Genomic DNA, 25,947 nt, shown 5'->3' with positions numbered 1-25,947 from the left:
AGTGTCGACGTAGTGAGGGTAAGGCGAATTTGTTGTGGTCGCGTGGAAACGCTAGATCCAAGAGCGCGTTTCGTTCACGGCTTCCTTTTTCCGGAGCGCTTCCTCCAGGCTGATGTCGAGCCGGTTCGCGATGGCGCAGAGGTAGATGAGGACGTCGGCCAGCTCTTCGTCGACACTGCCGATGATCGAAGTGGTGCCGGTGCGCATATTCTGATGTTTGCGAATGGCTTTGAATAATTCGCCGACTTGCTTCGCCGAGAAGCAACGACTGGTGTACCACGTCGTGCGAGCTGAATCCGCGCTCGTCTTCCATCTCGGCGACATAGCAGTTGAACTGCGGCAAGTGTCGAAAGGGCCGGTACCACGCCAGGACTTGCGGGACGTTAGCAGCAGGCGGGAATGAGGGGAACTTTCGCCGCATTGCGCGCGGGAAAGGTTCCCTTCACGTCACCCTGCTGGGTCCCGGTGCTCCAGGTCGCGCTATGTCACTGTCCTGAAGGCCCCCTTCAGGACGTTGAACGTCTTCAAAGGGGCCTTCACGACCGCGGTACCGACCCCGGAGTGTCCCCAATGTGGCATTAGGGACACTCAACGTCCCCAATGCCACATTGGGGGCACCTCAACGAAATGACACGTTTGCCTTACCCTGGGCACAACGACCGGACATGTTGTCCTTTGTGGACAGTAGAGATCGCGACCGGCTCCCGTTGGGTCAGTTCAGACCGTGCCGCGAAGTTCCCTACTGCGAAGAAGGCTTGCTGTCAGGGACCGTTGTGGATGAGCGAGGCCCACAGATCCGGGCGGTCCGGGTGTTCGGCGCGCAGGTCGAGAGTGGCCCGCCGGACGGCGTGGGCGGCGGAGTCGGCGGACGGCGTTCCCTCCAGGTGCCGGTAGATCTCGCGGGCGGTGGTGGCGGCGATGTCGTCGGCGATCGGCCACAGGGTGGCGATGACGTGGCGGAAGCCGGCCAGCTGGAACGCCGACGCCAGGTGCAGTGATTCGTCGGCCTGGGTGATGCCCGGGTTCGCGGTCGAGCAGGCGGACAGGTAGGCCAGTTCGGCGTCGGCCAGCCGCAGGCGGCTGATGTCGGACAGCGTCAGGATCTCGTCGTGGAGCCGGATTCCACCGCGGGAAGGGACGAGCAGATCGGCGTCGGCGTGACAGGCGAAGTGGGCCCACGTCGCTTCGCGCAGTGAGGTGAGTACGGCGTCGGCCGTGGCGTGTTCGTCGATCAGCAGCGGCAGATCCGGGTGGGTGCCGTGGAGGTGTTCCGCCTCGCTGACGGTGGCGGGCAGGGGCGTCGCGCCCGGGACGTCGCGGACGGCGACGGTCAGTTGCCGGCGTTCGGCCGACGGCGGGCGGGATCGGGCGTGGGCCAGCGTGCGCAGGGTCGCCGTGTAGGAGGAGACCACGGCGTCCAGCGCGCCCGGTTCGCCCGGATGCCCGGCGGCGTGCCACGGGAACAGGCCGAGCAGGTCGGTCGGCATCCACCACAATCGGCGTGTGCCGGGTAGCGCGGCCAGGATCGGGGCGACGGCCACGTCCCACAGCCAGCCGACGATGTCCGGGACGACCCGTCGCCGGCGCAGTGCGGCGGCGAAACCGCTTTGCTGGTTGACGTCGATGAGCTGCTGGACCCGCTCGTGCAGTCCGTCGCCGCCGAGGCCGGGCAGGCGGACGAGGATCGGGTCGCCGGTGGCCGTGACGATGATCGCTTCGCCCTGGCGGAGATTCGTGTTGACCAGGACCACCGCGCCGTCGGCCGCCGCCGTCCGCAGTTCGGGGAAAGCCGCTGTGGCGAAGACGCCGACGTCGAGTTCGGCGGCCAGCAGGATGCCCCGGCCGCGTTCGGCGGCCTCGACGGCGCCCGCCGGATCGTCGACGGCGCAGTGCGCGGCGATACTTTCCCGCACCAGCCCGGTGTACTGGCCGATCCGGTATTCGCGGTCGCGCCAGTCCGCGCCCGACTGCGGGAGCGACGCCAACAGCGCGGTGGCCGAGTCCAGCAGCGCCGTGGCGCGGAGGTGGTCACCGAGCACCGTCGCCACCCGGCCCGCCACGTGATACGAGCGCACCTGCTGCGTCATCGAAGCCGTGGCCGCCGATTCGACGATCACGTCGATGAGGGGGCCAAGGCGATTTTCGCCCAGGGGACGGCCTGTGGTGTCGGCGAACTGGTGGTGCGCCTGGCCGAGGTTCGCGGAAACCAAGGCCAGTTCGGGATGGCCGGTCTCCAGGCACGCCAGCGCCTGCTCCTGGAACTCGATACCGCGCCGCATGTCCGCCACGTCGGCGGAATGCCGGTGCCGGAGCTGGTAGACGGTGTTGAGTTCGGACAAGCAGCGGTGACGGGTGGGGTGATCGGCGGGCAGCGTGTCCAGCGCCAGATGGGCGAGTTCGATCGCCCGGTTCAGGGTGGCGATGTCGCCGTGGTGCTTGAACTGTTCCCGGTACGCCGCGGACACCATCCGGACGGTGACGATCCGCGTCGGATCGTCGGCGGGGATGGCGGCCAGCGCCTGCTCACCCAGATCGATGGCGTGTGCCCGGTCGGCGGACGCCTCCGTGTGCTCCGCTCGGCTCCGGTAGGCGACGCAGAGATTGGACAGGGACGTGATGCGGCTCGGATGACCGTCGGGCAGCAGCGCGAGCGCTTCCTCGTCGACGTCGATGGCCTGCTGGAGATCCGACAGCAGACCGGTGTCCCCGTAGAGCCGTTGCAGCGCCGGGCTGAGATTGCCCAGCGCGCTCGCCCGGTCCGGCGAACCGGCCGGGCTCGCCGCCACCGCCTGCCTGCCGTAGTCGATCGCGCGCCGCAACTGGGCAGGCTCCTGTGTCGCCTCGTAGAGGTGGCGACACGCCAGGTTGAGCATGGACGCCGGGGTGGCCCGGCGCGCGTCGCCATCGGGCAGCGACGCCAGGGCCCGCTCACCCGACTCGACGGCACGGCGCAGGTCGGCGACGTCGCCGAGCCGTTGGTATCGCTCGCGATACAGCACACACAGGTCGGTCAGCGGCTTGGGCAGATCCGGTGCCGCCGTGAGGGCCCGCTCCTCGAAGTCGATCGCGCGCCGCAGATCTTCGACGTCGCCCAGCCGCTCGTACCGGCGGAAGTGGATCGCGCCGACACTGGCCAGACTGCTCGCGTGCTCCGGGTCTCCGGCGGGGATGAGGGCCAACGCCTGCTCGGCACAGTCGATCGCGGTGCTCAGGTCGCCGAGGTCACCGGTCCTGATCGATCGCTCGCAATAGGTGTCGGCGAGATTGGACAGGCTCGCCACGCGCCGCGGGTCGTCTTCGGCACACGAGTTCACCGCAGTCGTGGTCAGTTCTATCGAGCGGGTCAGATCCGGAATCGCGTCGGTCCGCGCGTACCTGGCGCGGAACACCACGCCGAGATTCGACAGGATTCCCGCGAGTTCCGGATGATCCGGGGCGAGGAGCCGGATCGCGCGTTCCCCGGTTTCGACGGCCCGTTCCAGATCGTCCATGCGACGGCTACGCCGGTAACGCCACTGGAGACCCACGATGAGCAGCGCCATCCGGCTGCCGGCGCGTGGATCGTCGGCCGCGGTGGCCGCCGACAGCAGCATGATCCCGGCGTCGAGCAACCGCGGATCGGGGGAGCGTGAGCCTGCCAGCAGCAGATCACGTCCGATCTCGGCCTGAGTGTCCGCGTCGGCGGCAGGGCCGATGAGCGCTCGCACCGGCTCGGGCAGCGCGGCCGGTTCGGCCGCCACCCGGGAGAGAAAGACCAGCGCCCTGGCCAACTCCGCGTACTTGGCGTCCGTGGTCAGAACGGAGCAACGGAAGAAATGCCACCAGCCGAGCACCTGGCACGCCGTGGCCCAGTGGTCGTCGGCGCCGGACAGCGCGAGCGACGTCAAAGCATCCGCGTCGGCCGTGGCCGCCGTCGTGAACAACTTCTCCGGCTCGCCCGATCTTTGAAAGTCGGTCAGCAGCCCGGACAATCGGTTCAGCGCCTCGTAATGTGCCACCAGCCGATACCGTACCCCCAGAAGCGCAGGAAAAGGGACAAAGAGGGGAAGAACCGGATGGATGACGCCGAACGGCAAGTGGTGGCCCGGTTCTGTCTCGATCTGCCGGATCTGCGTGCCGAGGTCGCGCGGCTCGACGAGACGAAACACGGGCAATTGACCCGGATAGAGCGGGCCGCGGCCGAGGGCAGGCCGATCTCCGGCCTGCTCACCCGGTACTTCGGCATCGACCCGGCCACCGGAAACCGTTCGCTGCACGGCGGATTGCCCGGCGCCGGCACCGGCCGGGCACACGAGGAACTGTTCGGCTGCCCGCAAGGCCATTGTTCGCGCGAGGAACGGCCCGTTCCCGCCGGGCCGGTGCCCCGTTGCCGGCTGACCGACTCGGCGATGAAACGCCTTCGATGAGCGACTTCTTCAAGGAACTGGCGAAGACCCTCGCACAGCGGTGGATCGGGCTGTTGTTCGTACCCGGCGCGCTGTTCGTCGCCGTCGCGCTCGTCGGTGTCCGGCTGGGGCACGCGCACGCGCTGGACCTCTCGATGGCGTCGCAGGTGTTCACGACGGCGGCGACGTCCATCGCCGGCCGGGCGGGCACCGTGCAGGCGGTCGTGCTCGTCGCGGCACTGCTCGCGGCGGCCGGTGTCGGTCTGCTGGTCCAGGCCATGGCGCCGGTCACCCGCACCCTGTGGCTGGGCCAGTGGCCGGGAACGATCCTGACGGCCCGGCGGGTCCGGAGGTGGGAACGGCGCCTGCGGCACCGGCAGGAGCTGGAGGCCGCGCAGCCGTCGGAAGCCCGAAGCGCCTCGACGCAGGACGAGATCGACCGTGCCACCGCGCGGATGAACGCGGTCGCGATGGCGCGACCGGGCAGGCCGACCTGGATGGGGGACCGGATCCACGCCGTCGAGGCGATCGCGGCCGGGCGGTACGGCCTGGATCTTCCGTTCGCGTGGCCCCGGTTGTGGCTCACCATGCCGGAGACCGCGCGGGCCGAGATCTCCGCCGCCAACGGGGCGTTCGCGGCGGCGATCACGGTCGCCGGCTGGGCTTGGCCGACGCTGCTGCTCGGCGCGCTGTGGTGGCCCGCACTCGTGATGGCGGTGGTGATCGGCACGACGGGCTGGGTCCGCGGCCGGTCCGCGATCACCGATCTGACCTCGCTGGCCGAATCCGCGCTCGACCTGTACGGCTGCGCGCTGGCGACCGCCGTCGGCGTCGAGACCCGGCGCTCGACAGGGCCGATGGAGGTCGACGAGGGCGCGCAGGTGACCGCGATCTTCCGCAAGGGCCGCTGAAATGGCGGGCGACAACGAGGTCGGGCGACGGCCCCTGACGAGTTACGTCGGCCGCGCGGACGAGGAGAACGAGGTCCGGCGGCTGCTCGGCGTGGGGCGCCTGGTCACTTTGACCGGCGCAGGCGGCGTGGGCAAGACACGCCTGGCCGCTCAGGTCGCCAGTTCGCTCACCCGGGCTTTCCCCGGCGGCGTGGCTGTCGCCGGACTGAGCGAGCTGCGGGACGGACGTCTTGTCGCGCGCACGGTCGCCGACAGCCTCGGCCTGTACGACACGGCGGCGCGGACCGACACCGACGCCGTGGTGTCGTACCTGCGGTCTCGCCGCTCGTTGCTGCTGCTGGACAACTGCGAACATCTCCTCGACGGCAGCACGGGCCTGATCACGGCGTTGCTGCGCGACTGCCGGGACCTCGTCGTCCTGGCCACCAGCCGGTGCTCGCTGGGGATCGCCGGTGAGCAGGTCCTGACGATCCAGCCCCTGGCCGTGCCGCCCGAAGAGATCGGGACACCTGCCGAGGCGCTCGCGTTCGGCGCGGTACGGCTGTTCGTGGAGCGGGCAGGCAGTGTCCTGCCCTCGTTCGAGGTCACCGAAAGCAATGCCGCGGATGTCGTCCGCCTCTGCCGGCGGCTGGACGGGCTGCCGCTGGCGATCGAACTCGCGGCGGCCCGGATCCGCGTCCTGTCGCCGTCGCAGATCGCGGACCGGGTCGAGCGGAATTCGAGCGTGCTGGCCACCGGTCTCCGGCTGTCTGTCGAGCGGCACCGGACGCTGCGCGCCACCATCGAATGGAGTCATTCCCTGTGTGACGAGGCCGAGCGGACGGTCTGGGCACGCTGCTCGGTGTTCGCCGGGCAGTTCGACGTGTCCGCCGCCGAGGACGTCTGCGGTCCACTCGGAGCCGGGTCGGCCGTGCTGGACGCGGTGGACGGGCTGGTCGACAAATCGGTACTGGCCCGCGTCGACGGCACGGACAGGGTCCACTACCGGATGCTCGGCCTCCTCCGCGAATACGGTGGGCACCGGCTCGCCGATTCCGGTGAAGAGCCCGCCGTGGCGAGGAAGCATCGCGACCACTACGCCCGGCTGATCGAGCAGGCCGCCGACACGTGGTTCGGACCCGGACAGGACGAGACCGACGAGCGGTTGACGGCCGCGCACGCCGACCTCCGTGAAGCGCTGTCATGGTCGCTTCGCACCCCTGGGGAAAGCCCGGTGGCGCTGGAGATGGCCACCGGGATGATCGAATACTGGGTGGCCCGTGGTGCCGCCTGGGAAGTGCGTGACTGGATCGACCGCGCGCTCGCCTCGGCGGGACCCGAGACTCCGGGCCGGGCCAGGGGCCTGGCGATCGCGGCCCTTTGCGCGGCGCTGCACGCGGATCTGCCGCGTGCCCGGGAGCGGCTGACCGCCGCCGAGGCGATCGAGGACGACAACGCCGCGCCCTACGTCGCCCACGCGCGGGCCTTCGTGCTGATGCTGTCCACCGAGCCGAACTCACTGGCCCACGCGGCGGAGGCGGTGCGGGTCTTCGGTGAACGGGGCGATGTACGACGCCAGATGCATCCGATGTTCCTGCAGGGGGTCGCGCTGGCCTACCGAGGGGACCTTCCTGGAGCGCGGACGCTGCTGGGCTCGATGCGCTCGCGGTGCGAGGAGGCGGGGGAGAACCGGTATCGCTCCATGGCCTTGTTCGGGCTGGGGGTCGCCGAGGTCGGCTTCGGCGGCGATCTCGACGACGGCGAACGGTTCATCCGCTCCGCGCTGGAAATCGATCTCCGCGCGTCCGACGTGCTGTCCGCGGCGTACCGGGTGGACGGGCTGGCCTGGGTGTCCGCGCGGCGCGGGGAATGGGTCCGGGCGGCGGAACTGTTCGGGACCGCCGCGACACTCTGGGACCGCTGCGGCGCCGAGCCCGATGTCGCCCTCGCGGCGACCCGCCAGACGTTCCACGGGGCCACCCGGGAAGCGTTGGGGGCGAGTGAGTTCGACGCGGCGTTCTCCTTGGGACAGCGGCGGAATCCGCATGAGGCCCTGGCCGGACCGCTCGCTCACCCGGAGAGCGAGCGGTCCGTTCTTCCACCGCTGACGCGGCGGGAGTCGGAGATCGCGCGGCTGGTCGCGGCCGGGCTGAGCAACCGGGAGATCGCGGCCCGGCTGGTCATCGCCCGGCGCACCGTGGAGACGCATCTGCAGCACATCTCGCACAAACTCGACCTCACCAACCGCACCCGGCTGGCCGTCTGGGTCGCCGGGCACGAGCCGCTGTGACCTCCGGGTTCTCGGAGGCCACAGCGGGCGAGTGCTCAGCCGAGCGGGCAGGTTCCCCGGTACTCGGCGATCTTCGGATCGTCAGCCGGAAGCGGGCACAGGAACTGGTCGTACCTGGTGTCTTCGTCCACGAAGCGTTTCAGCCACGAGATACTGTATTTGGCGATGGTGACATTCGGCTGTGTCGGCGCCATGTGGCCGACGCCCGCCAAAAGCAGATACGCCTTGTCCAAGGACGCGGAAAGGCTTTGGTAGAACGGGCGGGAATGCGTTCCGTCCGGCGCGATGAAATCGTTCTGGGCACTGACGACGAACGTGGGGACCTTGACGTCTGAGAACGTCGTGTTCGGGTTCCAGCCCGTCAGCGGGATGGCCGCCTTCAACGTCGGTGCCTTCTGGGCCGCGATCAAGGAACCGCCGCCACCCATCGAATGCCCCATGACGGCGAGCCGGGACGGGTCGACGCGGCTTTTGGCCTTGCTCGTGTCGGTGACGTAGCGCAGCGCCGCGAGCAGCTGCTCGGACCGGTTGTCAGGGGTGTCCCAGGTGCTCTTGGTCGAGAACGTGATGACGACGAAGCCCTGGGACGCCAGCCGCGGGCCGTACCAGGCGATCGCCCCCTCCGTTTCCAGGAAACCGGGCGCGACGGCGATCGCGCCGAACGTGCCCTGGCCGGTGTCTGTCGGGTAGCAGATCGTCCCGCCGCCGAAACCCTGCCCGGCCGGGACCTGCTCGGTGGCTGTCCGGAACGAGCCGCGATCCGCCTCGATACCGGCCTTCGTCGGAGCCGGTCCGCGCGCATAGGGACTTTCCTCGACGGCGGCACCCGACGTCCCCGGCACCGCCACCAGAAGTGCGATCACCGCACCCAGCACCCCGGCGGCCCACTGTGGTCCACGCTTCATCGCGCATGTCCTTTCGGAAAAGCCGTTCCGAGGCCGGAACGGCTTTCCAGGTATAGCGGAATCGCGACAGGACACGCGTCGTGGAAACTACCGATAACCGGCCGGATATTCCCGGCCTTCTCGAAACTATTATGCGAAGGCGAATTCGCCGGCTTGTGATTGTCATCCCGGTGACAGGACGCGACCTCGGTCGGGTGGGCCGCCGGGGTCCGGGGCGGCCCATGCGCGAAGCATGCCCGCCGGCGCGATCACGGCGCTAGCCACTGCGCGCAGTCGACTGGCCGAAAAGCGAACGGCCGGGCGCCTGGGGGTGCGGGCCGCTGACCCGAATGCCTCGGCGATCGGGTGAAGAATGTGCGGGTACGCCTTTTTCCCTGCCGCCGGAAATGGCCGGGTATCGGCATCGAGATGAGCGCCTTGGTCGAAATGGAGCAATGCTCACGAGTTATAGGTCGGGGCACCGCGCAGCTGGTAATTGCGGCGCACGCTGGTCCCCTTGCTGAGGTCGGCGCCGTACACGTGCAAGGTGATGGCGACGGTGTCGCCGGCGTTGCGCACCTGGTGGATGTCGTCGGGCGGTGCGACGCCGCTGACCGAGCCCGCCGGGCGTTGCCGCTGGGCTGTCCTGACCAGTCTGTCGCCGTCGATGTCGAAGATGTTCTCCGTCTCGGTTCCTTGGAGGACAAGGAAAGTGCACCACACCAGATGGTCGTGGATCTCGGTGAGCTGGCCGGGCCGCCAGACCAGCGCGGTGATCGAGAAGGCGGACTCGGCGTGCAGCGTGGTGCGGGTGTACCCGGCGGCGGACCCCTCTCGTTCCGCCTCGGTGAGGAGCAGCGGAGTGGGCCGGAGCTCGGTGAGAACCGACGCCACGGCCTGTGCGGTGGCGTGGGGTTCGGCGCTTCGCCCGGTGCACTGACGAAGCCTTTTAATCAGTTCCGCGAGGCCGGGTCTGACTTCGGCGGGCGCGACGGTCATTTGTGTTCTCCTTCCGGTCGCTTCCCATCGTGGTCCGCTGTTCGCCGGGCGTCCAATGACGACGTTCTTTCGCTTTCATAGGTACTCTTTATGTATGCTGAATCTGGTCCAGCTCACGGTGTTGGCGGCTGTCGCCAGACACGGTTCGATGACCGCGGCGGCGAAGGAACTGCATTACACCCAACCGGCGGTGAGCCACCATCTCGCGAGGTTGGAAGCCGCCACCGGCGCGAGGCTGATCCAGCGGATCGGCCGCGGTATCCGGCTCACCCCGGAAGGGAAGCTGCTCGCCGCCCGCGCGGCCGAGATCGTCGGCCGGGTCGAAGGCGCCGAGGTCGAGCTGGCCGCGCAGGTCGGGTTACGCGCCGGGCGGGTCCGGCTGGCCGGGTTCCAGTCGATCCTGAGCACCATCGTCCCCGGGGCGGCCGCCGCGCTGGCCCGAGCCCATCCCGGGATCGAATTGGGGCTGGTCGACGAACAGCCGGGCGAAGCGCTGCGCATGCTGCGGGAAGGGCAGATCGACGTCGCCTTGATCTTCCGGTACGCCGATACGCCGCGCGAGGAACACGGGCTGCGGCTGGTCCATCTGCTCGAAGACCCGATCTATCTGATCTCCAGCGAACCGGGGCAGACCGTCGCCGATCACCGTGATTCCACCTGGATCGGCGGCTGCGGCCGATGCCAGGACGAGCTGGTCACGATCTGCGGACGAGCCGGGTTCGCCCCGCGTATTTCGCTGGTCAGCGACGACATCGTCGTCATGCAGGCGCTGGTCGCCGCCCGGATGGGGGTCACCACGCTGCCCCGGCTGGCGCTGCGCGCGCACCGGCTGCCGGGAATCCACGCCACCGAACTGGCCGAGGATCCTCGCCAGATCTACGCCGTCACGTACGGCGATCCGCCGGATCCGCCCGCCGCCGCCGCGCTCATCCACGCGCTGCGGAGCAGCGTTCACGCCTGACGATTCGCCAGGACCCGCTCGACGGAAGCCCCGATCGCCAGCAGTCTCCGGTCTTCGCCGAGAGCGCCGTCGAGCGCCAGCCCGGCGGGCAGGCCGTTCCGGTCGCGCCCCATCGGGACGGTCAGGCCGGGGAAGCCCGCGATGCTGCCGTGCTGGCAGTTGCGGATGAAGGTCGGGAACGTCGGGACCACGCGTCCGCGGTGGACGAAGTTCCCGACGGCCGAGAACTCCTTGGCCGTCGCCGGTGTCGTGGGGAACCCCAGGGCGTCGATGCCGTTCTCGCCGAAGATCCTCGTGTACGTGTGGCGCAGGTCCGAGCGGGTGGCGAGGGCCGCCTCGTAGACGGCCGGATCGACACCCGGTACGACCGACTCGGTGAAGATCGCGCGGACGTCGGGTGCGGCGACCTTGTGGACGAGTCGCTCGAACGACACGTCGGGCACGTACCGGTCGAGGTAGGACCGGAGCCCGGTGCCCGCTTCGTGGATCACCAGGGGCATTCCCTGATCCGCGCCGAGTTCGGCCAGCCGGGTGTCGTCGACCGGCACCAGGGTGACCCCGGCCGCGCGCAGACGGGCAAGGGTGGCCAGCCACAGTTCTTCGACTTCCTCGTCCAGATCGCCGGTCGAGAAGCCGTGCGGCACGCCCAGCCGGATCTCCGACGGCGAGATCTCGGCGAGGGCTCCCGGCTCCTCGGCCGCGAGCACCGAGTCGAGGAGCGCGAGATCGGCGACCCCGCGGGCGATCGGCCCGGCCGTGTCCCGGGTGTGGCTCAGCGGTGTCATGCCGTCGGAGGGGTAGCGGCCCGTGGTGGGCCGGAAACCGCAGACCCCGTTGAGCGCGGCGGGAACGCGCACCGACCCGCCGGTGTCGGTGCCCAGGCCCGCCGGGACGATTCCCGCCGCGACGGCGACCGCTGTCCCGCCGCTGCTGCCCCCGGCGAAGCGGAACGGGTCGCAGGCGTTGCGGACCGGCCCCACCGGTGTCGTGTCGCAGGTGATGCCGAACGCGAGCTCATGCATGGTCGCCTTGCCGAGGACGACGGCGCCCGCGTCGATCAGGCGCCGGACCACGCTCGCGTGCTCGCGCGGGACGTGGTTCGCCAGCGCCGGGGTGCCCGCGGTGTTCGGCATACCCGCGACGTGGATGTTGTCCTTGACGACCAGCGGAACGCCCGCCAGCGGTCCGGCCGATCCCGGTGAGTGGTCCTCCGGTGCCAGATGGGCGATGGCGTGGAGATCTTCGGCTTCTTCCGCGCGTGAGCGGCTTTCCGCGGCTCTCCAAGACCCCATCACGGCCGTCAGCCTAGCGTGACAAGGACCACAGTTGTCGATAAGGACAATCATTTTCATTAAGCTCCGGCCGGGCTTTACCCGTCCACCAGAAAGGTCGACCGTTCATGAACCCCGGCCCCTCGCTGCACATCCTCACGCGTACGGACCTGCACAACCTCGAGCTCACCCCGCACGAGGCGATCACGATGGTCGAAGACGGCTATCTGGCCTACGCGTCCGGAGCGTCGCGCAACCCGGCGAAGCTGATGATGCCGATGCCGGATCCCGCGCGGGACGCCGTCGCGTACTCGATGCTCGGCTACGACGGCTCCCTCGAACAGGCCGCGTTCAAGACCAGCTACCGGCAGGGTGGCACGTCGGCCGAGAAGTACTACACGACGATCACCCTCTACGACGACACCACCGGCCTGCCGTTCGCGCTGATGGACTGCCACCGCGTCGGTGCCACCCGCACCCCCGCCAGCACCGCGCTGATCGCGCGTTCCTGCGCCCGGCCGGGCGCGCGGTCCGTGCTCATGGTCGGCACCGGCGCGCAGGGGATCCGGACGCTGCCGTACCTGCTCACCGCGGTGCCGGAGCTGGACCGGTTGCGGCTGTTCGGCACGCATCCCGACGGTCTTCGCGACAGTGTCGCCGCGATGGAGGACCGGTTCCCGGATAGGGAGGTCGAACTCGTCGACGACGTGGAGGCCGCGGCGCGCGAGTCCGACATCGTGGTCGCCGCCTCCGGCCGGGCCGCGCATCCGAAGATCCGGCTCGGCTGGCTGCCGCCGGGCGGGTTGCTGATCTCGGTCGCCAGCAAGGGAGTCCAGGAGGGCACGCTCGCCGAAGCCGACTACACCGTGGCCACCAGCGGCGCGCAGGTCGAAGTGACCGGACGGCGGATGGCGGGCCCGGACGGCGTCTTCCGTGTCGACGCCGAACTTCCCGAGATCCTCGCCGGCCGCGCGCCCGGCCGTCGGGGCGCCGAAGACCGGGTGTTCGCGTTCAGCAGCGGCATGATCATCACCGACATCCCGGTGGCGCACGCGCTGGCCGCCCGCGCCATCGCGGCGGGCCGCGGCCGCGAGGTGGCACTGTGGACCTGATCGACACCCTGTCCCCGCCCCTGCCCGCGCTCGAACGTCCCTGGGCGCACCGGCTGCGTGGCTCGGAGACGCTGTGGGAGATCGCCCGCGGCCTCGGCGGCGGCCCGTTCCACGTGCTCCATCCGGCCTCCTTCGCCGACAACCTCGGGGAACTGCTCGCGGCGCTCGCCGCCGAGCGTGTCGAGGGCACCGTCTACTACGGGAAGAAGGCGAACAAGGCGGCGGCGTGGCTGCGGGAATGCACCCGGCCCGGCACGGGGGTCGACGTCGCGAGCGTGCCCGAACTGGTGCACGCCCTCGGCAACGGGGTGCGCGGGGAGGCGATCGGGGTGACCGGCGCCGCCAAGCCGGACGGTCTCCTCTGGCTCGCCTTGCGGCACCGCTGTCTCATCGCGGTGGACGCGGCCGACGAACTGGAACGCGTCGCGCGGCTGGCCGCGGAACTCGGCGAGACGGCCGAAGTGCTGCTGCGCGTGCGACCGCCGTCCGCGCCGGAGAGCAGGTTCGGCTTCGCCCCCGAAGCGCTGGCCACGGCTGTGCGGCACTGCGCGGGCCCTGTCGTCTTGCGGGGTTTCTCGTTCCACCTCGACGGCTACGACGTCGTGCCGCGGGCGGAACTCGCCGCGTCCCTGATCGAGCTGTGCCACGACGCCCGCGCGCTCGGGCATCCCGCGTCGAAGATCAGTATCGGCGGCGGGATCGCGGTGTCCTATGTGGACGCCGAGGACTGGGCGCGGTTCGAATCCGGCAGGCACGACGGCTGGTTCCACGCCTCCCGCAACCCGGCGCGGACCTATCCGTACCACCAGACGCCGACCGGCGCGGCCATGGTCACCGCCGTCCTGCGGCACGAGATCGCCGGGAAGCCGCTCGCGGAACGTCTGCGGGAGTCCGGGATCGAGCTCCTGCTCGAACCCGGCCGGGCCCTCGTCGACGGCGCCGGGTTCTCGGTCTTCCCGGTGCTGGGCTGCAAACCCGCCGGAGACCACTTGATCACCACGGTCGCGGGCCTGTCCATGAGCCTGTCCGAACAGTGGAAGGGCAGTGAGTTCCTGCCCGATCCGGTCCTCGTGCGCCAGGACGGCCCCGGCGGCGCACCGGTGCGCACCGTCGTCGCGGGGTCCAGCTGCATGGAGTACGACGTGCTGACCTGGCGCGCGGTGGAGCTGCCCGCGCGGCCGAGGACCGGCGACCTGCTCGTGTACCCCAACACGGCCGGCTACCAGATGGACAAGAACGAGAGCGGGTTCCATCAGCTCCCGTTGCCGCCGAAGGTGGTTCTCGACGGCGACCGCTGGCACGTCGACACCGACCACCCGATCCAGGAGATCCGATGACGATCGTCCAGCGCGCGTCCGACCTGATCGGGGGCACGCCGTTGCTGGAGCTCGCGCGCACCGGTACCGGGACGCGGCTCCTGCTCAAACTCGACCACCTCAACCCGACCGGCTCGTGCAAGGTGCGCATGGCCAGGCGGATGATCGACGACGCGGAACTCGAAGGCAGGCTGCGGCCGGGCGGGCACATCGTCGAGCCCACCTCCGGCAACACCGGGAACGGGCTCGCGCTCCTCGCGCTGGAACGCGGCTACCGGTTCACCGCCGTCGTCGACCACCACGCCGCCCGCGACAAGCTCCGGATGCTGCGCGCGCTGGGCGCGGAACTGGTGTTCGTCGACTGCCCGCCGGGCGGCGGGGTCAGCTCGGTCCAGCGGCGACGGGTCGCGGCCCGGATCGCCGCCGAAACCGGGGCTTACCATCCCGATCAGCACAACCATCCCGGCAACGGCAACGGCTACGCCGGGCTGGCGCGGGAACTGGTGCGGCAGCTCGGCGCCGTCGACGTGCTCGTCGCGGCGATCGGCACCGGCGGCTCCCTGTGCGGGACCGCCCGCGCCCTGCGCGAGGCGGGAGCGGGCACCCACGCGGTGGCCGTCGAACCGGTCGGCTCGATCATTTTCGGTGGCGCGCCGGGGATCTACCACCAGACCGGGGCGGGCAGTCCCGCCGGATTCCCGGTCGGGGACAACGTGGACCGGTCGGTGATCGGCGAAGCCTGCCGCGTGTCCGACAGTGACGCCTTCGCCGGGGCACGGGTCGTCGCCCGGCGCACCGGCGTGCTGGTCGGCGGGACCACCGGCGGCGCGATCCACGTCGCGCTGCGGCGGCTTTACGCGTATCCGGCCGGAAGCGTCGTCGTGGTGCTGTGCAACGACGCCGGGGAGAAGTACCTCGACTCGGTCTACGACGACGAATGGCTGCGCGCCAGGGGAGTGCTCGACGAGCTCGCCCACCGCCGCATGGATCGCTGGTTCACCACCTATGCCGAGTCCGTGCGGGTGGCCACGCGCGACCGGGCGGCCCGTCCGGCCCCGGTGGCGGTGGGCGCGTGAGCACGGCGGTGGCGACGCGCGGCTACCGGGCGCTAGTCGCGCTGGCCGCGCCGATCGCGGGGATCCAGCTGGCGCAGGTGGCGCTCACCAGCGTCGACCTGGCCATGCTCGGCCTGCTCGGAGTGACCGCGGTGGCGGCGGGCGGCCTGGCGATCCTGCTCTACAACCAGATCCGCACCATGTGCGTCGGCATGGTCACCGGCGTCGGGAACCTCGTCGCCACGGCGGCCGGGGCGGGGGAACTCCGCACCGGGACGGACGGACTCGACGAGCGCGCGCGGCACGAGATCCGGTCGCTCCTGCGGTCGGCTCTGCTCGTCGCGACCCTGACCGCGGTACTCGGCGCGGCCGTCCTTTGTGGACTCGCGGCCGCGTTGCCTTTGTTGGGCCAGCAGCCGGAGATCGCCTCGCTCGCCAGTGCGATGATGTTCGCGCTGGCGGGCGGGCTGCTCCCCATGGTGTGGCTGAACGTGCTGCGGCAGTTCGCCGTCGGGCTGCGGCGACCGGGATCCCTCCTCGGCGTGACCTGCGTGTCGATCGCGGTCAACGCCGCCCTCAACGCGGCCTTCGTCTACGGCTGGGCGGGACTGCCCGCACTCGGCGTCACCGGGATCGGCCTGGCGACGACGCTGGTCCAGTTCTTCACCCTCGCCGTGTTCGCCTCGGCCGTCCGCCGGGACCCGCGGCTGCGCCCGATGGTGTCGCTCACGCTCTGGCGCGCGGATCCCGCGGTGGTCCGGCGGATCGTCCGGCACGGGACCCCGATCTGTTTCACCTACGGCTCGGAAGCCGCCATCACCTCGATCGCGACGATGCTGATGGGCGCCTTCGGCCCGGCGATGCTCGCCGCTTCGAATGTCGTGAACCAGCTCGCCTACATCGTCTACCAGGCCAATATCGGGCTGTCGCAGGGATCGTCCCTTTTGGTCAGTCGCGCGATCGCCCATGATGAAAACCGGCGGGTTCCGGAGATCGCCCGTCAGGCGCTCACGCTCTCGTGGTCCTTCATGGCCGTGGTGAGCCTGGGATACCTAGTGGTGCCAGGGATCCTGGTGTGGCCGTTCCTGCACGACGACGCCGACGCGGTGGTGCTGGGAACCGCGTCGACCCTGTTGGTGTTCGCCATCGCGCAGCAGTACGCCAAGGGGACGCAGAACATTCTCGTCGGACTGCTGCGCGGGCTCGGCGACACCGCTTCCGGGCTCCGCTGCACGCTCGTCGGGTACTGGGCTGTCGGCGTGCCTGCCATGCTCCTGTTCGCCTCCGTGTTCGCTTGGGGCGGCTGGGGAGTCTGGGCCGGTCTGTGTCTCGGTTTCGCGGCGACGGCGGCGCTGCTCGGACGGCGTTTCGCCGGCTACGGGACGGGTTCGGCGCGATAGCGGTCGATCCGGTCGAGCAGCTCACGGGAGCCGGAATCGGTCGTGCGCGCACGCAGCAGCGCCGCCAGCGGGGCCAGCCGGTCCTTCGTCCGGGTGGAACCGAGGCCGCGCGCCAGGTCCACGGCCTCGGTGCCGGTGCGGACGGCCTCGTCGAAATCGCCTTGGAGCGCGTGGTTCTGCGCGAGCATGCTCAGGGTGAGCGCCAGGCTGCGGGACATTTCCGCGCCGTAGCGGCCGGTAGCGTCGCGAAGCCGGACGATCGCCTCGTCGCTGTGCCGGGGCGTGACCGTCTGGGCCAGTTCGGTCAGGACGGTACCGCGCATCGCGGCCATGTCCGTGGTGCCGAAGAAGGCCTCCCAAGGGAGGGCGGGCCTCCACGTGTTCGCCCGCTCGAACTGGTTCTCCGCCCGCGCGAGGCTCACCAGCGCGGCCCGCTCGTCACCGGCTTTGGCCAGTGCCCAGGCTTCGTTGACCGCCAGGATCGCCCGCGCCCGCCGGGAACCGGACCGGTGGGCGGCCGCCTGCCCCCGGCGGAGGTGACTCAGCCCGCCCTCGACGTCGTCATGGTGCAGGGCCAGCCTGGCGAGGCGATAACAGATATTGGCGACGAGATTGTCGTTTCCGGCCTCGACGGCGAGATCGAGCGCGCGGTCGAACCGGATTGCCGCCGGTATCCGGCGGCCGATGTCGAATTCGGTCCAGCCGAGCAGATTGTGCAGATCGGCGAGAACGGTCAACAGGCGTGAACGGAGCGCGCCGGGGACCGCGCCCCAATGGAGCAGCCGGCTCACCGTTTTCACGACGTGCACCGCGTCCCGGCTGAAGGCGCCGCCTTGCCGGTAGTCCAGCGCGCGCAGCACGTCGACCGCGCTTTCGAGGCACTCGACGTCGATGGTCTCGATGCGGTCCGGCGGTTTGCCTTTCCCGTTCTTCGTCATGAATCCACCCCGTGAGTCATGCCCCGAATACCTGATACCCGAAAGTGATCCTTTTCAAACGGTCGCGGGCCTCGTGAGTGGCTACGACGGTTATTGAGGGGTAGGGCGAAAGTGTCGGGTCGACGTGTCCGGCGAGGGCGTGTGGTGTCACTCAGGGTGAGGGGTGTGGGGATTTCCGGTCATCCAACGCACCAAAATCCACACAGTCGACGCCCCAGACCCGGTTTCGCGCAGAGTCACCGACACCGTCCACAAAACACGCCAGGTTTGCCTTACCCCTCAAGAGAACCGTCGTAGCCACTCACGAGACCTGACCGGGGGATTTCCGCGGCGTGTGATTTGACCGAGTCCAGACAGGCTCCTATCGTTTTCGGTGATGTCCGACTTCGAGGCACAACTGCGTGCGGTCTCGTTGCGCGTGACCCGGCCTCGGCTGGCCGTGCTCGCGGCGCTGCGAGACCATCCGCACGTCGACACCGAAACGGTGACAGCGCTGGTGCGGGCCGACCTTCCCACGGTCTCCCACCAGGCGGTCTACGACGTGCTGCGGGCGCTCACCGAAACCGGCCTGATCCGGCGCATCCAGCCCGCCGGCGCGCTCGCCCGCTACGAGACCCGGGTGGGGGACAACCACCACCATGTCGTGTGCCGTTCCTGCGGCGCGATCGCGGACGTCGACTGCGCCGTCGGCCATGCCCCCTGTCTCACCGCCTCCGGTGACCACGGTTTCGCGGTCGACGAGGCGGAGGTCGTCTACTGGGGTGTCTGCCCCGGCTGCGCGGCCGAACCCGTCCAGCGATGATTCGCCTGCTCGGAAGGAAGAAAATGAGTGACACCCCGGAGAAAGGCTGCCCCGTGGCCCAGGACTCCGTGACCGCGCACGGAAGCGAGAGCGAGAACCCGGCGATCGACGCGCCGAAGCCGAAGCCGGGCGCTCGCCCGCGCACCAACCAGGACTGGTGGCCCAACCGGCTCGACCTCTCGGTGCTGCACGTCCACTCGGCGAAGGCCAACCCGCTCGGCGAGGACTTCAGCTACGCCGAGGAGTTCGCCAAACTCGACGTCGAAGCGCTCAAAAGCGACATCACCGAGGTGCTCACCACCTCACAGGACTGGTGGCCCGCCGACTTCGGCCACTACGGCGGCCTGATGATCCGGATGAGCTGGCACGCCGCGGGTACGTACCGCGTCCACGACGGTCGCGGCGGCGCCGGTGACGGCGGGCAGCGGTTCGCCCCGCTCAACAGCTGGCCGGACAACGCCAACCTCGACAAGGCGCGGCGGCTGCTGTGGCCGGTCAAGGAAAAGTACGGCCAGCGGCTCTCGTGGGCCGACCTGATCGTGCTCGCCGGCAACGTCGCGCTGGAGTCGATGGGCTTCGAGACGTTCGGTTTCGGCTTCGGCCGCGTGGACACGTGGGAGCCCGAGGAGATCTCCTGGGGGCCGGAAGACACCTGGCTGGGTGAAGATCGCTACGCCAGTGACACCGAGATGGTGCCCGAGGTCGGCGCGACCGAGATGGGGCTCATCTACGTCAATCCGGAGGGGCCTCGCGGCAACGCGGACCCGGCCGCGGCGGCGCACTTCATCCGGGAGACCTTCGCCCGGATGGCGATGAACGACGAGGAGACCGTCGCGCTCATCGCGGGCGGTCACACCTTCGGCAAGACCCACGGTGCGGGTATCGCCGACGACCACGTGGGCCCGGAGCCCGAAGGTGCCCCGATCGAGGCGCAGGGCCTCGGCTGGCTGAGCAGCCACGAGAGCGGCAAGGGCGCCGACGCGATCACCAGCGGTCTCGAGGTGACCTGGACCGACGTTCCGACGCGGTGGAGCAACCGGTTCTTCGAGATCCTCTTCGGCTACGAGTGGGAGCTCACCACGAGCCCCGGCGGCGCCAAGCAGTACGTCGCCAAGGACGCCGAGGCGATCATCCCGGACGCCCACGACGCGGCCAGGAAACACAAGCCGACCATGCTCACGACGGATCTGGCACTGCGCGTCGACCCGGCGTACGAGAGGATCTCGCGCCGCTTCCTGGAGCACCCGGACGAGTTCGCACTGGCGTTCGCCAAGGCCTGGTACAAGCTGCTGCACCGCGACATGGGCCCGGTCAGCCGCTTCCTGGGGCCGTGGGTGCCCGAACCGCAGCTGTGGCAGGACCCGGTCCCGGAGGTCGACCACGATCTGGTGGGTGACGCCGACATCGCCGTGCTCAAGGCGAAGGTGCTCGAATCGGGTCTCACGGTCGCCCAGCTGGCCGGCACCGCGTGGGCGGCCGCGGCGAGCTTCCGCTCCACGGACAAACGCGGCGGTGCCAACGGCGCCCGGATCCGGCTGGAACCCCAGCGTGGCTGGGAGGTCAACGAACCTGAGCGGCTCGCGACCGTCCTGGAGACCCTGGAAGGCATCCGGCGCGAGTTCAACGACGCCGGTGGCGCGAAGATCTCACTGGCCGACCTGATCGTGCTGGCCGGCTCGGCCGCCGTCGAGAAGGCGGCGCGCGACGCGGGCACCGAGGTGACCGTGCCGTTCCACCCGGGTCGCACCGACGCCGCGCAGGAGGACACCGACGTCGACTCGTTCGCGCTCCTCGAACCGCGTGCCGACGGGTTCCGCAACTACCTGCGTGCCGGTGAGAAACTGCAGCCGGAGACGCTGCTCGTCGAGCGCGCGTACATGCTCGGCCTGACCGCTCCCGAGATGACCGTCCTCACCGGCGGTCTGCGCTCCCTCGGCATCAACCACGGCGATACCCGGCACGGCGTCCTCACCGACCGGCCCGGCGTGCTCACCAACGACTTCTTCACCAACCTGCTCTCACCGGGCACCCGGTGGAAGGCGTCGGAGTCCGAGGAGAACGTGTACGAGATCCGGGACGTGGCCACGGACAAGGTGAAGTGGACCGCCACCGCGGTCGACCTCGTCTTCGGCTCCAACTCGCAGCTGCGGGCGTTGTCCGAGGTCTATTCGGGCCAGAGCGCCCGCGAACGGTTCGCCGCCGACTTCGCGGCGGCCTGGGCGAAGGTCATGGAACTGGACCGGTTCGACCTCGCCTGACGCGTGTCAGGGTGTGTCGAGCTCGGTGTGCCGGGTGGCGAGGGTGCGGGCGACCTCGGAGAGTTTGACGTTGAGGTCCTGGGAGGTGCGGCGCAGCAGGTCGAAGGCTTCGTCGGCGGTCAGGCCGCGTCGCTGCATGAGGATCCCTTTCGCCTGCCCGATGACGTCGCGGGATTCGACGGCCCGCCGGAGATGACTCGCCTCCAGCTCCGCCCGGTTCACGGCGCTGGTGCTCGCCAGGGCGAGCGAACCGTGGGTGGCCAGCAGCAGCGCGGTGTCCTGAGCCAAGGAGTCGAGAGCGCCGGGGCGGCGGCTGTAGATGTTCAGCGCCCCGGGCAGCCTGGGGGGATTCGCGTCGGGCACCAGCACGGTGGACAGGATCGCGGTGTAGCCGTGCCGCACGGCGGCCTCGGAGAAGTCAGGCCACCTCTTCTCCGCCTTCAGGTCCTCACTGCGGATGTAACCGGGGCTGCCGCTGTCGGCGGCATCGACGCAGGGGCCGGTCCCGGCGCGGTACTGCACCTCGTCGAGCTCCAGGGCTTCCTCGCCGGTCGAGACGGGGGTATGGAAGGTCCCGCCCGGGGCCCGGAGGGTGACCGACACCAGATCCGCGCCCGGCACCACCCGGTACGCGGCGTCGATGATCTGTTCGAGGACCTGCGCCGGGGTCGAGGCGGCCAGCAGCAGGCGGGTGAGCTCGACGAACTGGTCGGACAACGGCCCCGCGGACGTGTCTCCGCCCGCACCGAAGTCGGCTTTGTCCCGCCGCCAGAGTCCTTCGTCCACCATCAGTGACCATCCCGTAGGTTTTCGTGTCCTTCATCGGATACCCAGTGCCGTACACCGCCAACCGAGGACCTGGGAGTCCTATGTGGACGGTGCAGTCAGGGGGCGACCCGCTTGCGCAGCAAACAGAATACGTTGCCTTCGGGGTCGGCGAGGACATGCCACGACTCTTCACCGGTCTGTCCGACGTCGGCGGGTTGCGCGCCGGCCGCGAGCAGCCGCTCCAGCTCCGCGTCCTGTTCGCGGTCAGTGGGGTTCACGTCGAGGTGCAGGGGGAGCTTGCCGGGCTTCGGATCGTCGCTGCGGCTCAGGATCAAGGTCGGCTGCGGGCCGCCGAACCCGGTGCCGGGCGGGCCGATCTCGATGTCTTCGCCTTCCTTGCCGATCTCGACGTAGCCGAGCACTTCGCACCAGAACGCGGCCATCCGGACCGGATCGGCGCAGTCGAGGATGAGTTCGGTGATTCGGCAGGCCATGGGGCGAGGGTAACGCTCGCCCCGAGTGGATGACCGGCTTTCAGCCGACGACGCGGACCGTGTCCAGGCCGGGATCCGCGGCGTCGTAGATGAACATCCCCGTCCGGACGCCGGTACGGAGGTACTCGACGATCGCGTCGGTGAACACCTCGCCGGGAGCGATCGCCGGTACGCCGGGCGGATAAGGGCTGATCATTTCGGCACTGACGCGCCCTTCGGCCTTCTCCAGCGGTACGTGCTCGGCGTCGGCGAAGAACGCGTCGCGGGGCAGCATCCGCATCTCCAGCGTGAGTTCGGCACCGGACGGCAGCTCGACCGGCGGCCGTCGGTCGAAGTCGTGGCGTGCCAGCCCGCGCAAGCCCTGTAGCAGGGCCGAAACCGTCTCTTCGTCGTCGGCGTGGGTGATCTGCACCGCGATCCGCCGGTGATCGGACAGGCCGGTGTGCAGATGACGTTCGGCGAGATGGTCGGCAGCCTGGTAGCCGGTGATACCGAGCCCGGCGACATCGATCACGATCTTGAGCGGGTCGTGCTCGAAGGCCAAAGGGTGGAACTCGTCGGCCGGCGCGTGCAGACCGGAGATGCTGTCGACCTCTTCGCGGACCCGAGCGGCCAGCGCCAGCGCCTTGCTCAGCAGCTCTTCGCCATGTTCGACCATCTGCCGCCGCCAGCCGTCGAGGGAGGCGAACAGCAGCGCGGAAGTGCTCGTGGTGCCGAGAAGGTCCTCCCTCGCCTTCAGCACATCCGCCGAAACCCGGTCGCCTCGCAGGTGGAACACCGACGCCTGTTCGAGTCCGCTGCCCATCTTGTGCGTGCTGGTGACACAGAGGTCGGCTTCGCCGTCCATCGCCCAGGTCGGCAGGTCGTCGTGGAACGGATAGTGGGCACCCCACGCCTCGTCGACGATCAACGGCTTGCCCGCGTCGTGACAGGCACGAGCGACGCCGCGGATGTCGGCACAGGTGCCGTAGTCAGTGGGTGTGATCAGCAACATGCCTTTGACGTCGGGATTCTCCGTCAGCGCGGCCTTGGTCTCTTCCGGGCCGGGAGGATGCGCCAAGTGGTGTTCCTCGTCGTACCTGGGGCGGACCCAAACCGGGCGTACACCACTGATCACCAGCCCCGCGACGACCGATTTGTGCGCGTTACGGGAGACCAGGAGTCGTTCACCCGGTCCGGCGACGGCGAGCATGGCGCTCTTGACCGACAGTGAGCTGCCGCAGGTGGAGAAGAACGTGTGTTCCGCGTCGACCGCGTCGGCCATGAGTTTCTGTGCCTGCGCGAGGATGCCGTGCGACATCCGCCGGTCGTCCAAGCTGTTGAGGGTGAGCAGATCCGACGCGAACGCGTCCCGGCCGAGCAGCGCCAGCACCCGCGGGTCCGCGCCGCGCCCCTGCTTGTGCCCCGGTGGGGTGAAGGCGAGCCCGCCGGCGCGGCGGTAAGCCGCGATCGCCTCCAGCACCGGTGCGCGCGAGTGGTCCATCCTGCCTCCGATCGGCGGCCGAGGGCGGTTTCCTTCGTCGTGGCTCGCGTGTACCCCGTCCGCGCACCGGCGAACCATGGCCGAACGTCGCGACGCCGATGTTTGCCGTACTTACCCGCCGGGTATCCACGGCTCGCCGACGGGAGGAGAATCATGACGGTCCAAAAGGGACAGGTGAGTCGTCGATGAACGCACCGTCTCTGCTGGAGAACCGCCCGAGTACCAGGACACGGCGGCGGAGTGACGAGTACTCGCATTGCCGCCCCCTGTTCGAAGAGATGGCGGCCTTGCCCGGCGGCCATCCGGAGCACGAGCGGCTGCGCGAGCGCCTGATCCTCGAGCTGCTGCCGATCGCGGAACACATCGCCGTGCGGTTCGGCGGACGCGGTCAGCCGAAGGAAGACCTGATCCAGGTCGCGCGGATCGGCCTGATGAAGGCCGTGGACCGGTTCGATCCCTGGCAGGGCGGCGACTTCCTGGCTTACGCGGTGCCGACGGTCATGGGCGAGGTACGGCGCTTCTTCCGCGACACCGGCTGGGCGGTGCACGTCCCGCGCGGGATGCAGGAGCTGCGCACCCGGCTGTCCCGCGGGACCACGGAACTGACCCAGCTCCTCGGCCGCGCGCCGACCCCGTCCGAACTCGCCGGTCATCTGGACGTGGACGTCGACACCGTCCGGGAGGGCCTGCTCGCCGCGAACAGCTACCAGACGTCGTCCCTGGACAAGCCGGTCAACGAGGGCGAGGGGACGCTTCCCCTGTCCGACGTGGTGGGGGAACTGGATTCCCGGTTCGAGCTCATCGAGGACCGCCACACCGTGGTGCCGCTGCTCGAAGGGCTGCCGGAACGGGATCGGGCGATCATCGTGATGCGGTTCTTCGACGGCCTGACCCAGTCGCAGATCGCCGCCCGCCTGGGGATTTCCCAGATGCACGTGTCCCGTCTGCTCGCGAAGATCCTTCAGGACCTGCGAAGCAGGCTCAACGCGTAGCGAACAGCTCGCCCAGCGAACTCGTGAGTGGCAAGTGTCGTTCTAACCCCACTTGCCACTCACGACCACCTGGAGCCAGCCGTAGCCAGGACTCACGAGGCGCTTACTGGCAGGCTTCGCAGTCGGGGTCGTCGATGCGGCAAGCGGCGCCGTCGGTGAGCGGGAAGTCGAAGTCGTCGAGCGCGGGGACGGCCAGAGCGGTCTCTTCCGGCGTGGTGGTGGCGGACATGTCACTCCCTAGGGATACGGAACGGGTCTTATCTCTCTGTAGCGCTCAAGATCGCCCGTCATTCCGTGACCCGCGCCACAACGGGTCAGACGGCCGCCAGTTCCTTGCCGGGCAGCATTCCGTTGGGGATGTCGGTGACCCGCCAGGACTCCACGGCCAGCTGGACCCGTCTCGATGGGCGTGTCCAGGAACGGCGCGACGTACGGCACCTTCGCCACGAGCAGCTCACGGGCGGTCTGGGCCCGTTCGCCGTCGAGGATCTCGGCGCGGACCATCGCCTGGAGGAACGGGTCGGCGGGTGAGCCGGTGGAGACGATGACCGAGGCCCCCGGGTTACCCCGCAGCGCGGCGAGGGTTCGGCCTCGTTGTTCCAGCACGAGAACGAGGGTGAACAGGTCGGACTCGGCGAAGAAGACGCCGTTCACCCAGGGGCCGGATTCGCCGGCGGTGGCGAGGTACAGCGACTGGTGCGCCGCCAGTGTGGTCCGCGCGAGCGCGGAGACATCGGTCGTGGACATGGCGACAACCAGAACCCGGCGGCCCCGGTCGGCCAAATCGGACAATCCAATCGGGCGATTCCGGCTACTTACTGGCGAGATCCGCCGCCTGGAACAGCGCTTCCGCCTCGTGTACCGCCCCGGCCAGAACGCCGGGATCCGCCCGCAGACCGGCGACGATCGCGTCGACATCGCGCAATCCCGCCCGCCGCAGCAGTTGCTTCTCGTTGGTGACCCATTCGCCGCGGCCCGCCAGTACCGCGTGCGCCGTCTCCATGGCGGCGGTGGCCAGCGCGCCCGCGACCTCCGTGGCCTGCCCGCGCGGGACGAAGGCGCCACGGGTGTAGCGAAGGGTCAGTTCCGCGCGGCCCCGCCACATCGGCGGAGCCGCCGCACGCAACGCTTCCGGGTACTCCGGTCGTGGCAGGTCACCGCGCAGCACCCGGTTGACGGCGAGTTCGGCGACAGGCAGGTAGCTCGGGACACCGGCGAGGTGGAACATCAGCGGCTCCCAGTGGAACCGGCCCTGCCACGCTTCGGCGAGGTGGTGTTCGGCGGCGTCGAGGTCGCGGTAGTGGACGTCGACCTGCCTGCCGTCGATCGTGAGCCAGGCTCCGCCGTTGAACACGCCGCCGCCCCAGGCACCGATCTCGGAGACCTCGCCGTCCCAGCCGACGGCGCGCAGGTCCGCGGGGTCGAAGCCGCCGCGGTAGTAGACGGCGAAATCCCAGTCGCTGCCGGGTCCGTGGGTGTTCTGGGCGCGCGATCCGCCGAGGGTGACGGCCTGTGCGGCGGGCAGCGCGGCGAGGTTGTCGGCCACGTGGGCAAGGAAGGTCTCGTCGTTCATCGTGCGAACGATCCTAGGCGCGCCGCCCTCCTCGCGCGACGGATTTTGAGCGCGCGAGACCCCGTTCACCCCCTTA

The 25,947-nt window shown here is 69.7% G+C and carries 23 protein-coding genes; 11 read left to right on the top strand and 12 right to left on the bottom strand.

From position 1 onward, the window contains the following. Window positions 1–51 precede the first annotated feature (51 nt). A complete protein-coding gene (locus ACFOSH_RS26700; protein ID WP_378241809.1) occupies window positions 52–324 on the bottom strand; it encodes a MazG nucleotide pyrophosphohydrolase domain-containing protein in 273 nt (90 codons plus the stop codon). 437 nt (window positions 325–761) lie between these two features. Then, window positions 762–3,998, bottom strand: coding sequence for a CHAT domain-containing protein (locus ACFOSH_RS26695; RefSeq protein ID WP_378241808.1), 3,237 nt, complete (start codon window positions 3,996–3,998; stop codon window positions 762–764). 57 nt (window positions 3,999–4,055) lie between these two features. Here ACFOSH_RS26695 and ACFOSH_RS26690 point away from each other — a divergent pair, with 57 nt between their 5' ends. Genes ACFOSH_RS26690 through ACFOSH_RS26680 form a run of 3 tightly spaced genes read left to right on the top strand, consistent with a single transcriptional unit; the run spans window position 4,056 to window position 7,565 of the window. Next, window positions 4,056–4,406 carry a hypothetical protein gene (locus tag ACFOSH_RS26690; protein ID WP_378241807.1) on the top strand — a complete coding sequence of 117 codons (351 nt, stop codon included), beginning with the start codon at window positions 4,056–4,058 and terminating at the stop codon, window positions 4,404–4,406. Beyond that, window positions 4,403–5,296 (top strand): hypothetical protein, encoded by an 894-nt coding sequence (locus ACFOSH_RS26685; RefSeq protein WP_378241806.1) that lies wholly within the window; start codon window positions 4,403–4,405, stop codon window positions 5,294–5,296. Before ACFOSH_RS26690 ends, ACFOSH_RS26685 begins: the two co-directional genes overlap by 4 nt. Window position 5,297: 1 nt before the next feature. Beyond that, window positions 5,298–7,565 carry an ATP-binding protein gene (locus ACFOSH_RS26680; protein WP_378241805.1) on the top strand — a complete coding sequence of 756 codons (2,268 nt, stop codon included), beginning with the start codon at window positions 5,298–5,300 and terminating at the stop codon, window positions 7,563–7,565. 35 nt (window positions 7,566–7,600) lie between these two features. On the opposite strand, the gene ACFOSH_RS26675 is transcribed toward ACFOSH_RS26680, so the two are convergent. Further along, complete coding sequence (locus tag ACFOSH_RS26675) at window positions 7,601–8,470, bottom strand: poly(ethylene terephthalate) hydrolase family protein (protein ID WP_378241804.1); 870 nt, start codon at window positions 8,468–8,470, stop codon at window positions 7,601–7,603. Window positions 8,471–8,908: 438 nt separating this feature from the next. Beyond that, window positions 8,909–9,448, bottom strand: a complete 540-nt coding sequence (locus ACFOSH_RS26670; RefSeq protein WP_378241803.1) for a cysteine dioxygenase family protein — start codon at window positions 9,446–9,448, stop codon at window positions 8,909–8,911. A 94-nt stretch (window positions 9,449–9,542) separates the two neighbouring features. Between ACFOSH_RS26670 and ACFOSH_RS26665 the strand changes: the two genes are divergently transcribed. After that, entirely contained in the window at window positions 9,543–10,409 is an 867-nt protein-coding gene (locus ACFOSH_RS26665; RefSeq protein ID WP_378241802.1) for a LysR family transcriptional regulator, read from the top strand. Here ACFOSH_RS26665 and ACFOSH_RS26660 read toward each other — a convergent pair. Next, window positions 10,400–11,701 (bottom strand): amidase family protein, encoded by a 1,302-nt coding sequence (locus tag ACFOSH_RS26660; RefSeq protein WP_378241801.1) that lies wholly within the window; start codon window positions 11,699–11,701, stop codon window positions 10,400–10,402. The two genes, ACFOSH_RS26665 and ACFOSH_RS26660, sit on opposite strands and share 10 nt — an antisense overlap. Window positions 11,702–11,808: 107 nt before the next feature. Between ACFOSH_RS26660 and ACFOSH_RS26655 the strand changes: the two genes are divergently transcribed. Genes ACFOSH_RS26655 through ACFOSH_RS26640 form a run of 4 tightly spaced genes read left to right on the top strand, consistent with a single transcriptional unit; the run spans window position 11,809 to window position 16,563 of the window. Further along, a complete protein-coding gene (locus ACFOSH_RS26655; RefSeq protein ID WP_378241800.1) occupies window positions 11,809–12,792 on the top strand; it encodes an ornithine cyclodeaminase in 984 nt (327 codons plus the stop codon). Continuing rightward, complete coding sequence (locus ACFOSH_RS26650; RefSeq protein WP_378241799.1) at window positions 12,783–14,129, top strand: Y4yA family PLP-dependent enzyme; 1,347 nt, start codon at window positions 12,783–12,785, stop codon at window positions 14,127–14,129. Before ACFOSH_RS26655 ends, ACFOSH_RS26650 begins: the two co-directional genes overlap by 10 nt. Further along, complete coding sequence (locus tag ACFOSH_RS26645) at window positions 14,126–15,184, top strand: PLP-dependent cysteine synthase family protein (RefSeq protein ID WP_378241798.1); 1,059 nt, start codon at window positions 14,126–14,128, stop codon at window positions 15,182–15,184. Before ACFOSH_RS26650 ends, ACFOSH_RS26645 begins: the two co-directional genes overlap by 4 nt. After that, window positions 15,181–16,563 (top strand): MATE family efflux transporter, encoded by a 1,383-nt coding sequence (locus tag ACFOSH_RS26640; RefSeq protein WP_378241797.1) that lies wholly within the window; start codon window positions 15,181–15,183, stop codon window positions 16,561–16,563. Before ACFOSH_RS26645 ends, ACFOSH_RS26640 begins: the two co-directional genes overlap by 4 nt. Here ACFOSH_RS26640 and ACFOSH_RS26635 read toward each other — a convergent pair. Then, window positions 16,539–17,501, bottom strand: coding sequence for a hypothetical protein (locus ACFOSH_RS26635; protein WP_378241796.1), 963 nt, complete (start codon window positions 17,499–17,501; stop codon window positions 16,539–16,541). The genes ACFOSH_RS26640 and ACFOSH_RS26635 overlap by 25 nt on opposite strands. A gap of 376 nt (window positions 17,502–17,877) precedes the next feature. Here ACFOSH_RS26635 and ACFOSH_RS26630 point away from each other — a divergent pair, with 376 nt between their 5' ends. Both ACFOSH_RS26630 and katG read left to right on the top strand, forming a co-directional pair. Beyond that, window positions 17,878–18,303, top strand: coding sequence for a Fur family transcriptional regulator (locus tag ACFOSH_RS26630; protein WP_378241795.1), 426 nt, complete (start codon window positions 17,878–17,880; stop codon window positions 18,301–18,303). Between the two features lie 23 nt (window positions 18,304–18,326). Beyond that, window positions 18,327–20,561, top strand: a complete 2,235-nt coding sequence (gene katG, locus ACFOSH_RS26625; RefSeq protein WP_378241794.1) for a catalase/peroxidase HPI — start codon at window positions 18,327–18,329, stop codon at window positions 20,559–20,561. A 6-nt stretch (window positions 20,562–20,567) separates the two neighbouring features. On the opposite strand, the gene ACFOSH_RS26620 is transcribed toward katG, so the two are convergent. The 3 genes from ACFOSH_RS26620 to ACFOSH_RS26610 form a co-directional block, all read right to left on the bottom strand. Then, window positions 20,568–21,350, bottom strand: coding sequence for an ANTAR domain-containing protein (locus ACFOSH_RS26620; protein WP_378241793.1), 783 nt, complete (start codon window positions 21,348–21,350; stop codon window positions 20,568–20,570). A 95-nt stretch (window positions 21,351–21,445) separates the two neighbouring features. Then, complete coding sequence (locus ACFOSH_RS26615) at window positions 21,446–21,823, bottom strand: VOC family protein (RefSeq protein WP_378241792.1); 378 nt, start codon at window positions 21,821–21,823, stop codon at window positions 21,446–21,448. 40 nt (window positions 21,824–21,863) lie between these two features. Further along, window positions 21,864–23,306, bottom strand: coding sequence for an aminotransferase class I/II-fold pyridoxal phosphate-dependent enzyme (locus ACFOSH_RS26610; protein ID WP_378241791.1), 1,443 nt, complete (start codon window positions 23,304–23,306; stop codon window positions 21,864–21,866). A 185-nt stretch (window positions 23,307–23,491) separates the two neighbouring features. Between ACFOSH_RS26610 and ACFOSH_RS26605 the strand changes: the two genes are divergently transcribed. Continuing rightward, window positions 23,492–24,298 (top strand): SigB/SigF/SigG family RNA polymerase sigma factor, encoded by an 807-nt coding sequence (locus tag ACFOSH_RS26605; RefSeq protein ID WP_378241790.1) that lies wholly within the window; start codon window positions 23,492–23,494, stop codon window positions 24,296–24,298. A gap of 103 nt (window positions 24,299–24,401) precedes the next feature. On the opposite strand, the gene ACFOSH_RS26600 is transcribed toward ACFOSH_RS26605, so the two are convergent. The 3 genes from ACFOSH_RS26600 to ACFOSH_RS26590 form a co-directional block, all read right to left on the bottom strand. After that, window positions 24,402–24,527 carry a hypothetical protein gene (locus ACFOSH_RS26600; RefSeq protein ID WP_378241789.1) on the bottom strand — a complete coding sequence of 42 codons (126 nt, stop codon included), beginning with the start codon at window positions 24,525–24,527 and terminating at the stop codon, window positions 24,402–24,404. A gap of 8 nt (window positions 24,528–24,535) precedes the next feature. Then, entirely contained in the window at window positions 24,536–25,045 is a 510-nt protein-coding gene (locus tag ACFOSH_RS26595) for a pyridoxamine 5'-phosphate oxidase family protein (protein ID WP_378241788.1), read from the bottom strand. A 64-nt stretch (window positions 25,046–25,109) separates the two neighbouring features. Further along, on the bottom strand, window positions 25,110–25,871 hold the full coding sequence (locus ACFOSH_RS26590; RefSeq protein ID WP_378241787.1) for a nucleotidyltransferase domain-containing protein: 762 nt from the start codon (window positions 25,869–25,871) through the stop codon (window positions 25,110–25,112). Window positions 25,872–25,947: the final 76 nt, after the last annotated feature.

The organism is Amycolatopsis speibonae (assembly GCF_042647925.1).
Lineage (GTDB): Bacteria > Actinomycetota > Actinomycetes > Mycobacteriales > Pseudonocardiaceae > Amycolatopsis > Amycolatopsis speibonae.
This window is presented reverse-complemented; position numbering and strand designations above follow the sequence as displayed.

Bases quoted from the DNA above. Each gene is read 5' to 3' on its own strand.
- ACFOSH_RS26680 (WP_378241805.1), top strand. From the start codon at position 5,298: ATGGCGGGCGACAACGAGGTCGGGCGACGGCCCCTGACGAGTTACGTC.
- ACFOSH_RS26675 (WP_378241804.1), bottom strand. From the start codon at position 8,470: ATGAAGCGTGGACCACAGTGGGCCGCCGGGGTGCTGGGTGCGGTGATC.
- ACFOSH_RS26700 (WP_378241809.1), bottom strand. From the start codon at position 324: ATGTCGCCGAGATGGAAGACGAGCGCGGATTCAGCTCGCACGACGTGG.
- ACFOSH_RS26655 (WP_378241800.1), top strand. From the start codon at position 11,809: ATGAACCCCGGCCCCTCGCTGCACATCCTCACGCGTACGGACCTGCAC.
- ACFOSH_RS26595 (WP_378241788.1), bottom strand. From the start codon at position 25,045: ATGTCCACGACCGATGTCTCCGCGCTCGCGCGGACCACACTGGCGGCG.
- ACFOSH_RS26660 (WP_378241801.1), bottom strand. From the start codon at position 11,701: ATGGGGTCTTGGAGAGCCGCGGAAAGCCGCTCACGCGCGGAAGAAGCC.
- ACFOSH_RS26685 (WP_378241806.1), top strand. From the start codon at position 4,403: ATGAGCGACTTCTTCAAGGAACTGGCGAAGACCCTCGCACAGCGGTGG.
- ACFOSH_RS26645 (WP_378241798.1), top strand. From the start codon at position 14,126: ATGACGATCGTCCAGCGCGCGTCCGACCTGATCGGGGGCACGCCGTTG.
- ACFOSH_RS26610 (WP_378241791.1), bottom strand. From the start codon at position 23,306: ATGGACCACTCGCGCGCACCGGTGCTGGAGGCGATCGCGGCTTACCGC.
- ACFOSH_RS26670 (WP_378241803.1), bottom strand. From the start codon at position 9,448: ATGACCGTCGCGCCCGCCGAAGTCAGACCCGGCCTCGCGGAACTGATT.
- ACFOSH_RS26630 (WP_378241795.1), top strand. From the start codon at position 17,878: ATGTCCGACTTCGAGGCACAACTGCGTGCGGTCTCGTTGCGCGTGACC.
- ACFOSH_RS26615 (WP_378241792.1), bottom strand. From the start codon at position 21,823: ATGGCCTGCCGAATCACCGAACTCATCCTCGACTGCGCCGATCCGGTC.
- ACFOSH_RS26620 (WP_378241793.1), bottom strand. From the start codon at position 21,350: ATGGTGGACGAAGGACTCTGGCGGCGGGACAAAGCCGACTTCGGTGCG.
- ACFOSH_RS26600 (WP_378241789.1), bottom strand. From the start codon at position 24,527: ATGTCCGCCACCACCACGCCGGAAGAGACCGCTCTGGCCGTCCCCGCG.
- ACFOSH_RS26590 (WP_378241787.1), bottom strand. From the start codon at position 25,871: ATGAACGACGAGACCTTCCTTGCCCACGTGGCCGACAACCTCGCCGCG.
- ACFOSH_RS26690 (WP_378241807.1), top strand. From the start codon at position 4,056: ATGGATGACGCCGAACGGCAAGTGGTGGCCCGGTTCTGTCTCGATCTG.
- ACFOSH_RS26635 (WP_378241796.1), bottom strand. From the start codon at position 17,501: ATGACGAAGAACGGGAAAGGCAAACCGCCGGACCGCATCGAGACCATC.
- ACFOSH_RS26665 (WP_378241802.1), top strand. From the start codon at position 9,543: ATGCTGAATCTGGTCCAGCTCACGGTGTTGGCGGCTGTCGCCAGACAC.
- ACFOSH_RS26605 (WP_378241790.1), top strand. From the start codon at position 23,492: ATGAACGCACCGTCTCTGCTGGAGAACCGCCCGAGTACCAGGACACGG.
- katG (WP_378241794.1), top strand. From the start codon at position 18,327: ATGAGTGACACCCCGGAGAAAGGCTGCCCCGTGGCCCAGGACTCCGTG.